This is a genomic window from Chitinophaga sp., assembly GCF_036569125.1.
In the GTDB taxonomy this organism is placed as follows: Bacteria; Bacteroidota; Bacteroidia; order Chitinophagales; family Chitinophagaceae; genus Chitinophaga.
The window spans coordinates 1-12665 of sequence record NZ_DATCRF010000818.1; the positions used below are offsets into that span (position 1 = coordinate 1).

Sequence of the window (12665 nt, forward strand, 5' to 3'; positions counted from 1 at the left end):
CCCGCCGTGAGGGAGAAGAAGGCAGAAGGACCAGTTCTGCCAAACCTGGCTTTAAACGCAGGTATTAATCTAATTGCGCAATAGAAAATAAAAGTCCTTCTCCGTAAGCGGAGGAGGACTTTTTTTATTACTTTACGGGAAGCAATTCCCCGGAAAAAAAACTGAAATCAAGCAGCCTGATGTCAAAAGAATCCAACAGCACCTTACCCGCAGTAGCCCCCTTTTCCCTTTTCTCCGCAAAAGATGTGGAGCTTTTCCAGGCAGGCCTGCATGAACGCCTGTACGAAAGGTTTGGCGCACATGCCGTGGAGTATGAAGGGGAAGCCGGCACCTACTTTGCCGTATGGGCGCCCAATGCAGCTTATATTTCAGTGATAGGCGAGTTCAATAACTGGGACCGCTATTCGCATACCCTGTACCCACGCTGGGACAATTCCGGCATATGGGAGGGCTTTATTCCGAAAGTAAAAAAAGGCAGCTTATATAAATACTTCATCCGCTCCCGCACCGGCGAGGAGCTGTATAAGGGCGATCCCTATGCCATTCACTGGGAGCTGCGCCCCAATACCGCCTCCATTACCTGGAACCTGGATTACCAGTGGAAGGATAAGAAGTGGATGGAGCGCCGGCATGCGCATAACAGCCTGCAAAGCCCCTTTACGGTATACGAGGTGCACCTGGGATCCTGGCGCCGGCCAGACCCTGATAACCACGAAGTATTTTATTCTTATAAAGAAATAGCGGAGCGCCTGGTGCCGTATGTAAAAGATATGGGCTTTACGCATGTGGAGCTGATGCCGGTAGGGGAGCACCCTTTTGACGGATCCTGGGGCTACCAGCAAACCGGTTATTATGCGCCCACCTCCCGTTACGGCACCCCGCAGGAGTTTATGGCCTTTGTGGATGCTTTTCACCAGGAAGGTATTGGTGTAATACTGGACTGGGTGCCTTCCCATTTCCCGTATGATGCGCATGGCCTGTTCCGTTTTGACGGATCGCATACCTATGAGTATGCGGATATGCGTAAGGGCTATCACCCCGACTGGAACAGCTATATATTCAATTATAAGCGCAACGAGGTAAGGAGCTTTTTACTGAGCAATGCCCTGTACTGGCTGGATAAATATCATATTGACGGGCTGCGGGTAGATGCGGTGGCTTCGATGATACACCTGGACTACTCCCGCAACACCGGCGCATGGGCGCCCAATGAAGAAGGCGGCCGGGAAAACCTGGAAGCCATTACTTTCCTGAAACATTTAAATGAAAGGATCTACCACCTGCACCCGGATACCCAAACCATTGCAGAAGAATCCACCTCTTTTTACGGCGTATCCCGCCCGGTATTTTTAGGCGGTTTAGGTTTTGGTATGAAGTGGATGATGGGCTGGATGAATGATACGCTTGCTTTTTTTAAGCGCGATCCGATGCACCGCAAATGGCACCAGGACGAATTTACGTTTAGCATTGCCTATGCTTTCAGCGAAAATTTTATGCTGCCTCTGAGCCATGATGAGGTGGTGCACGGCAAATCGCCCATGATCTATAAAATGCCGGGCGATGACTGGCAGAAGTTTGCAAACCTGCGCCTGTTATACGGCTATATGTTCACCCACCCCGGCACCAAGCTGCTGTTCATGGGCGATGAGATAGGGCAAACGCAGGAATGGAACTTCCGTTCAGAGCTGAACTGGCATTTGCTGGATCACCCCACGCATAAAGGATTGCAGCAGTTTGTAAAAGATGTGAACCGCCTGTATACCTCGCAGCCTGCCCTGTACCGGCAGCAATTTTCCTATGATGGTTTTGAGTGGGTGAACGTATCGGACTACGATAACAGTGTGCTGGCCTACCTGCGTAAAAGTGAAGACCCTGAAGATACCCTGCTGATAGTATTAAACCTTACCCCGGCCACGCATGAAAATTATATGATAGGCCTGTCTGCAGCAGGTACCTGGCAGGAGATACTGAACAGCGATGACCCGCGCTATTACGGCAGCGGCGTATTAAATACCTCACCCATAAAAACCGTGCAGCAGCCTTATAACGGCAAGGATTATACGTTTACGCTGCGCGTGCCGCCCCTGGGTGCAGCTGTTTTTAAAGGGGTGTAGTAAAAAATCTGATCCTTATATGACTACGTTCAATAATCATTAATTATCAACTGTTAATGATTGGGAAACACTATGCCCGGAAAATTTTTTCCTTCTCTTTAAACTTTCTTTAACACTTTCCATCTAAAAAAGACGTTTATAGAATACCGCGCGTGTAGACAGGCTAAAACCATATGTAAACGAAAAACATCCATATCAAGTTTCAAGTTCAATAAAACAAAACAACACAACAATCACCTAAAACCATTTATTTATGAAGAATCTCCGCAACCTGCGGTGGCCAGTGGTATTATTGGCCCTGGTAGCTGTGGTGGCTTATGCCTGTAAGAAAGATAATTCTACAGAACCAGGCCCGGGCCCAAACCAGCAAAAGCTGAATATTTACATGTCTGATGATCCGGGTTTTTTTGACAATGTGTTTCTTGATATCCGTAAAGTGGAAGTGCTGATAGATACCTGCACCAAGAGCAGTGACGATGACGACCGTAACTGGGACTGGCGCGACCGTTGCTGGTGGGATGAAGACCGCCGTGACGATAAGGATAAATGCGATGTATGGGATTCGCTGGGTATTAAACCCGGTGTATACGACATCCTTTCTTTAAGGAATGGTGCGGATACATTGCTGGCCGGTGGTATTGTTGCCAAAGGCAAGGTAAAGAAGATCCGTATTACGCTGGGCAGCAACAACTCCCTGGTAAAAGACAGCGTTAAATACCCGCTGAAATCTCCCGGCGGCCAGGTTAAGATCATTATTAAACTGCGCGGGGATGACTGGGATGAAGTTGCATCCGGCAACTTCCGCCTGTGGCTTGACTTTGATCTGAACCGTTCTATTGTTAAGGTATGGGATGGCAAGTTTATTCTGAAGCCGGTAATTACCGTATATACCCTGAAGCTAACCGGCAGCCTGGGTGGCCAGGTAACACCTAATGCCGCATGGCCGGTGATCACGGTATACAATAATACAGATACTGCTTTTGCGCTGCCCTGGTTTAACGGCAACTACCTGGTACGCGGCCTGAAACCCGGTAGCTACAATCTGTTTGTAAATGCTTCCAACGGTTACAGGGATACTACCCTTACAGGTATTACGGTAGAACGTAATAAACTAACAACCGTTAATAAGATCGTGCTGAAGAAGTAGTAAAAAGGTTTTCATCGTTCTCAATAGTTTTGATGTGAGGCATGTGGCAGAAACTTATCTGCTGCGTGCCTCATATCTTTTTTTAGCGCCATTCGTCAAGGATAAGCTTGCCATTTTTATTTTTTATAGTATATTTACGAAACCAAATATGTTAACGCCCATTTGTAACCCAATTGGTAACCCGTAAAAACCTCTTTTTAGTATGCAACATTTAAGAAAACACGTGACGGAAGAACGCTTCTATACCGATGTATTATACAGGCTCCTGTTCACTTTCTTTATTTTCTGTGCATTATTTTCAGTTTGTTATTTAACGCTTTATGCATAAGGCATAAATAATAAAAACCGGAAGGTTACAGTACCGGTAAACACATATTTACCTTTCCCGTTACCTTCCGGTCAATAAGTTTTTAGCCTTAGTTATGCTTATTAGCGCTGCTGTGTTTCCTGCTGGCGTTGGCGCCTGCGGCCGTGTGCAGCTTCACCGCCTTTTTTGCCGATAGCAGCCATATGTTCCCGGTTCTGGCTTACGGCTTCTCCACCTTTACGGCCGGCAGCGCGGGCCTCTTCAGATGAAAATTCATGTGCTACGCCCTGCTGGTGTGCAGCGCGGCCGCCCATGCTGGCAATGGCACGTTGTTTTTCCATATCCATAGCCGCAAACCCACGTAAGGCTTTACCGGTTTTACGGTTGTCGTCTTTATTATTATTACTGTCGTTTTCAACTGGTGTGCTGTCTTCCATTTGTGGGTTTTCACGGTTAACATTCTGCCAGTTCTCTTCCTGGGAGTGACTGCTTTGCATTGTCATAACATCAGATTTAAGTGGTTTGAAATAGGTTTCCGTTTTTTCTCTCGAAGCTATAAACGCGCGTTTACAGTGTAAGGGGGAACAAGGACTGTGCCATGCCGGGCCGTGGATGCGGATCGGGCCAATTTATGGTAATATTATATACGGAGGTGGTTATTATGCACTTATAACGGAAACGGTGATCACGAATATGCCGGGTAACCGGTTCTACAGTATAAGGAAAATAGCCACACTTTAGGGCACATGATTATACAGTTTGATATTAATTATTTTGAGTAATTAAATTTTTTATTATGTGTTGGTCTGCGGAATGTTGATGCTCAATGCTGAAGGCTTAATGCTGAACGCCGAACGCTGAAGGCTTAATGCTTAATGCTGAACGCTGATGGAGGATGCTGAACGCCGTATGCCTGCATGAAAATGGAAATGATATGCGGAGTGCGGTAAGATAGCAGTGCAGGACGTATACGCATTAACGTTAGTACAGCTCAGCTTATAACACAGCTATCATATCAATATTTATAAGCTGCATTTGCAGTGTGAAAAAGAAAAGAAAGTAAGGAATCCTTATTGATCAATTGCCTGCTGAATGTTCACTCCGCTCAAGGCTGTTCATTTTGTTCATTGTAGTTTTTGAGCGGCTGAAAACTTTGCCTGTAGCGCGAATCAGCTTACTTTTGAATAAACTCTAAAGTTGGCATAGGTTATGAAAAGGCACTAAGATATCCATCTATTAGTGCCCTTTTTTTTACAACAAAAAGTGGCCAGGTGTTAGTAAAGAATGTATCGCTGTATGTAAAGCTAACACACTAATACCAACAACCAGCCACTAATAACGGATCATTAACGAATATGAACTTAATGTTAACCCCTTAGCGTATGATCAGCTCTTCAAATTTTCTTTCCAGCGCTACTTTCACTACCCCTACTGCAAAATTCCGGGCGTTCAGCTTAAACACTTTTCCATCCACCACATACTCGGTAGCCTTAAACGGCAGGCCGTGTATCAGCACCCGGTGCTTTTTATACCCCGCTTCATACTGGCCAAAGAATTTCTTTTTTAAACGGAACTGCTGCTTATCAGATACCTGCTTAAAGCTAATGGTATTGGATTGGCCGTTCTTGTAACCATAGTGATCGCCGGCATCTTCATACAGGGTGCTGCGGGTGGGCTGCTCGCTGTAATACACGTTCAGGATCATTTCATCTATCAGCTTCTCATCCACATACTGTATGTTGGGATAATTGGGCACTACGGCGCCGGCTTTTATAAACAGCGGCATTTCTTCCAGCGGGGTAGCGATGGTTATGGTTTGCCCGCCTTCATACAGCTTATCATTAAAGAAGTAATACCACTGGCCTGCAGGCAGGTAGATCTCTTTTTCCTTCATGCCCGGGGCTTCCACATGGCTTATGAGCAGGGCATCGCCCAGCATAAACTCGTGGGAGCGGTTATACGTGTGCTCATCATTCTGCGCTACAAAGGCCAGGGGGCGCAGCATAGGCGTGCCGTAATGGCTGTACTGCCAAAAGGTGGTGTACAGGTAGGGCAGCAGGCGGTAGCGCATTTGTATAAAGCGCTTAACTATAAACTCGTACTTGCTGCCAAAGCTCCAGGGCTCCTGGTTAAAGCCGGTTTCGTTGCTGGCAGAGTGGGTGCGCATTAAAGGATGAAAGGTGGCCAGCTGGATCCAGCGGGTATACAGCTCCCCGTCCGGTTCGCCGATAAAACCGCCAATATCGCTGCCGGCAAAGGAAATACCGGATACGGACAGGCGCTGGCACTGTACGCTGGCCAGCCACAGGTGATCCCATTCCGATACGTTATCGCCCGTCCATACAGAGGCCCAGCGCTGTGCGCCGGCGTAACAGGAGCGGGTGATCACAAAGGGCCGGTTGGGCATCAGGTACTTCTTTAAGCCTGCTGCGGTGGCCTTGCTCATCAGGTGGCCATAGATATTATGCGCCTTACGGTGGCTTACATCCTCGCCGTCATAGTCATGGCGTACATCTTCCGGGAAGGTGCCCATTTCAAATACGGCGGGTTCGTTCATATCATTCCACACCCCGCGTACGCCGGTATCCAGCAGGTCTTTGAACAGGCTGCTCCACCAGTCGCGCACCTTGGGATCCGTATAATCCGGGAACACGCATTTGCCGGGCCATACATCCCCTTCCATAAAAGCGCCGTCGGCACGTTTACAGAAGTAGTCCTTTTCCATGCCCTCCTTATAAATATCATAATCCGGGTCGGCCTTTATACCGGGGTCAATGATCACCACTACTTTAAAACCTTCTGCGGCCAGGTCTTTTATTAAGCCGGCAGGGTCGGGGAAGTATTCCTTGCTCCAGGTGAAGCAGCGGAAGCCTTCCATATAGTCAATATCCAGGTGAATTACATCACAGGGGATCTGGCGTTTGCGGAACTCTGCGGCTATTTCGCGCACACGTTTTTCAGGGAAATAGCTCCAGCGGCATTGCTGGTAGCCCAAAGCCCACAGGGGCGGCAGCTCGGCCGTGCCGGTTATTTTGGTATAGGCTTCTGCTACCTGTAACAGGGCAGGGCCGTAAATGAAATAATAGTTCATTTCCCCGCCGCGGGCCCAGAAACTGCACACATCCTCCCGCTCATGGCCAAAGTCGAACAGGGTGCGGAAGGTATTGTCAAAGAAAATACCGTATCCTATGCCATGGTGCAGGCCGTAATAAAAGGGAATGTTGCGGTACAGCGGATCAGTATCTTTCTGAAAGCCGTAGGCATCTGTACCATAGTTTTCCAGGCGTTTGCCGCGCAGGTTCAGGTCGGTAGGCTTATCGCCCAGGCCAAAAAAGCATTCGCCTTCCTGTACCTGTTTGCTGCAGTACACTATTTTACCGCCTTTTTGCAGGTAGTGCTGCCAGTGAAAGCCCATTTCGTCCTGGTTAATAATGCGGCCTTCCGTATCGGTAATGGTAAGGCGCAGGTTATCGCGCGCTATCCAGATGCGGATCATATCGGTATAGATCTCAAACACCTCCTCAAACTCGCGGATGCCAAAGTTTACGGGCGATTCTTCCAGCCGTTCGCTGGTAGCGTAAGAGAAGTCGCGTTGAAATTTACCATCTGCCGCATAGCGGAACCGCACAATCTTGTCTGATATGATCCTTACCTCCAGTATGGTCTCCGATGTATAGAAATAGAAGTAGTTGCCTTCTTTTTGCCATTTCCTGATATTATCAGGGTAGTGTTTTACAGAATACTTACTCGACGAGCTTGTTACTTGCATAGTTTGCGTTTAAAAATCCAATCCTTCCTCTTTAGACCCAACCACTCATCTAAATTAAAAAAAAATCATGTGAAGATTGTTTTTTCCGCGTTTGAGCTGGCTAATCCATCGTTCACCTGTTAAATTGATGTATTGGCTAAATCGGTCATGAAAAATATTAAATACTTGGTAAATTCAATTTATCGAACGTACTTTTTGCTTTAACCTATTTGTCCTTTAGAGTGCACTCCTTCCGGGTGCACTTTTTTCATGGTTTAAACTTAGCAATCAATCCCGAAGAATGCATAATACTTGTGTTGTATTATTATTTGTTATACAGTAAGTATACGTGCTCTGCCGTAGCGTTGATTATTCTGTTACCAGCTGTGCAATGCGGCCATCGCTCCCGGCAAGGAATACAGCCTTCCCTTTTTTAGCAGCCTGTACTACATGAAAGCCCTCTTTGCTGATTAGCTGCCAATGCCGGCCGTCATCAAACGAAACATCCGTTCCGGAAGTGCCGGTGGCAATAGCGGTATGGGCATTTATGTAAATAACGCAGGAGCGGAACCCCTGCGGTGGTACTGCAGGCTGCGTCCAGGTTTTACCGCCATCTGTTGTTAGCAGGCAGTTGCGTTCACGCAGGGTATCGTTACGGTAATCGCCCCCTACTACAATGGCCTTTTGTGTGTTCAATACTGCTATGGAAAAGGCGCCTTGCGTGGCAGCGCCCTGTATAATGGGCAGGGGATTGGCCTGCCACTGGTTTTTCTGTAGCCGGATGCTGCGCGCCGTGGCGCCCCCGGTTATAAACCAGGCCTGCTGCCCCGGCAGCAACCGCAGGTTGCTGGCGCTGGCTGCAAAAATAGCTTCGCCCGCTAATGCAGCAGGGCGCTGTTTTAGCGGCAGGGTATCCCAATGTTTTCCCCCATCCTGTGTGCGCAGCAGCATGAAGTGATCCTGCAGGGGATCGCCAATGGCTATGCCTTCCCGGGCGTTCCCAAAGTCCATATCGTCGAAGAAAATGCCTTTGGTATCATTATAATATACCCGCTGCCAGGTGGCGCCACCGTCCTGTGTGCGGTAGATATGCGCCGGCTCCCCGGCATTTACCACTACGGCTTCTTTCTCATTAAAGGCATTAACAGCGCGCCAGTCGCAGCTGTCGCAACCGCTTACCCGGGTCCATTGCCAGTCTTTACCGCCATTGGTGCTTTTACCTACCATACCGCCGGTACCGGATGCCCATAGTAAACTATCCGTTAGCACGCACAGGCCCCGGATGCTTTTAAGCGGGCCACGGGTCAAGAGTTGCAGGGAATTTTTTTGCTGGCCCCGGGCCGCTAAAACAGTGCAGCAGCACCATAAGCATATATAGCCGAATATCTTTGACATTTATTTACAATACCTTAGTGAGCAAGAAAATTACAAAATCATTCAAAAGTGTGATGCAGATTTATATATTTGCAAACAACTAACCTGCATCAGTGCGCTATTTACCATCCCAGATAAAAAAGAAACTGCAGTTACTTGCCTTATTTGTTTTTGTAATGAAAACTCTGTTTGCGCAGGAGGGGAGGTATATATTTGATGCCTACAGCGTAAACGAAGGCCTTTCTCAAAGTTATGTAAGCGATATTATACAAGATAACCAGGGGTTTATGTGGATTGCCAACCGTGATGGGGTGAACCGCTTTGATGGTTATGTGTTTAATGAATACCGTTACAAAACCAGCGAGCAGAACAAGGCAGGGGAGGGCAAGGGCAACCTGGTAGCCAGCAGCTCCAGCGGGGTGCGGGCGGTAATTAACCGGTTTGACCTGAAGGGTTATAAAGGATACGGCTTTTATAAGAACAGCCGGGGGCAGCTGCTGATGGCCCATAATAATGGCATTAGCTTATACGATCCCTACCGCAACACCTTTCAGCAGGTAATGGAAGATACCAGCTACGTGAATGAGCTGGAACGCGACCAGGCCCTGAAATTCAAGATACTGGGGGAGGACACTGCCACACACCAGCTATGGGTGTGGCGCCCGCTGAAAGGCGTGTATGTGCTGGACAGCCGCTCTTACACCATCAAGCGCATTATCCTGTACCCGCCGCAGTTCACCAAACGGGGATTGGTGCCCACCGACCTGTTAATGGATGGCCCTTTGATATGGATGAACTTTGAGCCGGGTGAGCTGATGTCTTTAAACACCCGCGATCTGCGCCTCTCCACCTACTGCCTGCCCGGTATAGGCAAGGCGCCGGTGATGCGTAACCTGAATGCCGATTCCATGATCATTGCCAGCGCCGGCCATATTGTGATGTTCAATAAAAAGCAGCACAAGTACACCGACCTGTTAATCAATGAGTACGACGATAAAGGCGTGCAGTTTGAACCGGTGGTTATGGAGCTGGACCATAATGGTAATGTATGGATAGGCGGCACCGACGGCGTATTGATATACACCATCCGCCGCAATGAGGTGATCCAGCATATTACCACCTTTAACACTTTTGAAACCCGCTCCCTGAACAGTGTGCGTTACCTGTACCGCGATGCGGCCGATAACATGTGGGTAGGCACCAATGGGGATGGTATAAAAAAATACTCCCCGCATAAAAAGGTGTTTAACCTGTACCGCTCTCCCTTTATATCGCATAACATGGTGCGGTCTATTTACAAGCATGATGACGGGAAGCTGTATATAGGTTTGTGGCGCGACGGCCTGGATATTTATGAAGAAGGCGGCCGTTTCATAGAACGCATCTCCAATACAGAGGGGCATACCGTGTTCCCGGGCAATACCGTGAATGCCATTTACAGGGAGAATTATAAATACCTGTGGCTCCATTTTGAGGGCCGCTACCTGGGGCTGCTGAATGTGCAAACTAAGAAGTTTGAGAACCTGACCCCGGTGGTTGATTCACTGGGCCTGCCTCCGCAGCAGGAGAACTATACGCCTTTTATGTTCCGCCGGGTGAATGGCGAAGTGTATTTCCCTTACGGGGAATACCTGCTATCCATTAGCCCGGACGAGCGGGGAAATAATAAATACAAGGCCTCGCTGGTACACCAGTTCCCGAATGAGATCCTGAACTGTTATTTTGAAGATTACCTGGGTAACCAATATGTTGGTACACAGGCTAATCTGTACGTTAAGGATGTAGGCAATACACACTGGCGCATAGTACCCTTACCCGCGGGCACTATTGTAAAAGGCATTAACAAGAATGCGCATAAACAGCTGCTGGTAGCCACCAGCCGCGGTTTGTTCATACTGGACGCCAACTACCAGCAGGTGCAGCATTACAACAGCTATGATTTTCCGGTGCTGGTGAATGATTTCTTTTACGGGGTGCTGCTGGATGACAGGGACCGTATATGGGTAAGCCATAACAAAGGCTTATCGCAAATAAACCCGGTGACCAATGAGATCACTACGTTTAATCATGAAGATGGTTTGCAATCCAATGAGTTCAATACCGGCGCCTATTTTAAATCGGTGGATGGTGAGCTGTTCTTTGGCGGCATACGCGGGGTGAACGGGTTTTACCCGCGCAATTTCCGCCCTAACCCGTTTGTACCTAAGGTAGTTATTAAACGTATGGAGGTGCTGGACCGGCCTTATGAATCCGACACGGCCATTTCCCTGCTGCACCATATTGAGCTGCCCTATAACCAGAACACCATTGCTATAGAATTTGTACCGCTGGAATATACCAACCCTTTGAAGAACAAGGTGCAGTATAAGCTGGAAGGAGCGGATGAGGAATGGGTATCGGCCGGTACCTTCCGTATGGCCAGGTATACCAACCTGCGCCCGGGCACCTATACTTTTAATGTTAGGGCTTCTAACAATGACGATATCTGGAACACTGCGCCTACCACGCTGGAGATAGTGATACGCATACCTTTCTGGCAATCGTTATGGTTCAGATTTTTATTGTTATTACTATTGTTAGGCATTGCTTATTATTTTTCTACTTTGTATCTTGATTATAAAATACGTCATGAAAAACTGAAGCTGGAAAAAGAGCAGGCTGTAGACCAGGAGCGGGCGCGTATTTCAAGCGATATGCATGATGATCTTGGCTCGGGACTATCCACGATACGCCTGTTAAGTGAAATTGCAAAACGGAAGATACAAGACCCTGCGCAAACCAATGAGATAGAGCGCATTTCGGACGCAGCCGGTGAAATGATAGATAAGATGAGCGAGATCATCTGGGCAATGAACTCATCCAATGATTCTCTGGAAAACCTGATCGCCTACATGCGCAGCTTTGCGGCCGACTTCCTGGAGCACGCACACATCACGCAGCAGTTTTACATACCGGAAACTATTCCTAATATTAAGCTTAGCGGCGGCACGCGCCGTAATATTTATTTAGCGGTAAAAGAATCGTTGCACAACGTGGTAAAACACGCCAAGGCAACAGAAGTGATCATAGAAATTGAGATGCAGCAACACATGACCATATTGATAAAAGATAACGGAAAAGGATTTGACCAGGAAAAAGTACGGTTATTCGGTAATGGATTAAAAAATATCCAGAAACGCATGCAGTCGGTAGGCGGGCATGCAGATATAACCTCCAACAACGGAACCATAGTTTTTCTCGATATCCCGTTAAATTGATCTACCTTTGGTATCACATTTTCGTGTTAAGTAATTGCATCGTATTCGCTAAGTAAAACTCAATAACTGTGTACTCAAAAAAGAAATCCCAGGACAGCATGGACATCATTTCGGTAGCTATTGTGGAGGATAATCATGATATCCGTACTGCAATGGAATTACTGATCAACGGTTCTGATGGTTATGCCTGCGTAGGTACTTTTAATAATGCAGAAACCGCGCTGGAGCAGATCCCCAACTTATTGCCCAATGTTGCGCTGATGGATTTTAACCTGCCCGGTGGTATGAATGGGATTGAGTGCATAGCACGCCTGAAAACAGAGTACCCTGATATGCAGTTTATGATGCTGACGGTGTACGAAGACGACGACAAAATATTCCAGGCCCTGGAAGCAGGCGCCAGTGGTTATATCCTCAAAAAAACCTCACCCGGCGAGCTGCTGGAAGCTATCCGCGACGTACATGAAGGCGGTTCTCCCATGAGCTCACAAATAGCCCGGCGTGTGGTAGCCTATTTCCAGAAGCAGGCCAAACCCAATCCTGCGCTGGAAGCCTTAACCTCCCGGGAAAAAGAGATCCTGGATCAGCTCTCCAAAGGTTTCCTGTACAAGGAAATAGCCAGCAATCTGTATATCAGTATTGAAACGGTAAGAAGGCACGTGCATAATATTTATGAGAAGCTGCACGTAAGAAGCCGTACCGATGCGGTGAACAAGTA

Annotated in this window: 7 protein-coding genes; 4 read left to right on the plus strand and 3 right to left on the minus strand. The window is 47.7% G+C overall.

The window, feature by feature from the left end:
- The first annotated feature begins 179 nt into the window (after nt 1-179).
- Together glgB and VIM87_RS30145 are read left to right on the plus strand one after the other, a co-directional pair.
- Nucleotides 180-2114, plus strand: a complete 1935-nt coding sequence (glgB, locus tag VIM87_RS30140; protein ID WP_332000571.1) for a 1,4-alpha-glucan branching protein GlgB — start codon at nt 180-182, stop codon at nt 2112-2114.
- Between the two features lie 253 nt (nt 2115-2367).
- Nucleotides 2368-3261 (plus strand): DUF4382 domain-containing protein, encoded by an 894-nt coding sequence (locus tag VIM87_RS30145; RefSeq protein WP_332000572.1) that lies wholly within the window; start codon nt 2368-2370, stop codon nt 3259-3261.
- A 429-nt stretch (nt 3262-3690) separates the two neighbouring features.
- Here VIM87_RS30145 and VIM87_RS30150 read toward each other — a convergent pair whose 3' ends face one another.
- The 3 genes from VIM87_RS30150 to VIM87_RS30160 form a co-directional block, all read right to left on the minus strand.
- The gene (locus VIM87_RS30150; RefSeq protein WP_332000573.1) at nt 3691-4071 is read right to left on the minus strand and encodes a KGG domain-containing protein; all 381 of its coding nucleotides are present in this window, start codon (nt 4069-4071) and stop codon (nt 3691-3693) included.
- Nucleotides 4072-4943: 872 nt separating this feature from the next.
- Nucleotides 4944-7337 (minus strand): glycoside hydrolase family 31 protein, encoded by a 2394-nt coding sequence (locus VIM87_RS30155; RefSeq protein WP_332000574.1) that lies wholly within the window; start codon nt 7335-7337, stop codon nt 4944-4946.
- Nucleotides 7338-7685: 348 nt separating this feature from the next.
- Complete coding sequence (locus VIM87_RS30160; RefSeq protein WP_332000575.1) at nt 7686-8624, minus strand: WD40/YVTN/BNR-like repeat-containing protein; 939 nt, start codon at nt 8622-8624, stop codon at nt 7686-7688.
- A 242-nt stretch (nt 8625-8866) separates the two neighbouring features.
- On the opposite strand from VIM87_RS30160, the gene VIM87_RS30165 reads away from it, so the two are divergent.
- Together VIM87_RS30165 and VIM87_RS30170 are read left to right on the plus strand one after the other, a co-directional pair.
- Entirely contained in the window at nt 8867-11947 is a 3081-nt protein-coding gene (locus tag VIM87_RS30165; RefSeq protein ID WP_332000576.1) for a ligand-binding sensor domain-containing protein, read from the plus strand.
- 98 nt (nt 11948-12045) lie between these two features.
- Nucleotides 12046-12665: response regulator transcription factor (locus tag VIM87_RS30170; RefSeq protein ID WP_332000577.1), on the plus strand; the 620-nt coding region annotated here is incomplete at its 3' end.

Coding starts and splice junctions, on each gene's coding strand:
- VIM87_RS30145 (WP_332000572.1), top strand. CDS start 2,368: ATGAAGAATCTCCGCAACCTGCGGTGGCCAGTGGTATTATTGGCCCTG.
- VIM87_RS30150 (WP_332000573.1), bottom strand. CDS start 4,071: ATGACAATGCAAAGCAGTCACTCCCAGGAAGAGAACTGGCAGAATGTT.
- VIM87_RS30165 (WP_332000576.1), top strand. CDS start 8,867: ATGAAAACTCTGTTTGCGCAGGAGGGGAGGTATATATTTGATGCCTAC.
- glgB (WP_332000571.1), top strand. CDS start 180: ATGTCAAAAGAATCCAACAGCACCTTACCCGCAGTAGCCCCCTTTTCC.
- VIM87_RS30155 (WP_332000574.1), bottom strand. CDS start 7,337: ATGCAAGTAACAAGCTCGTCGAGTAAGTATTCTGTAAAACACTACCCT.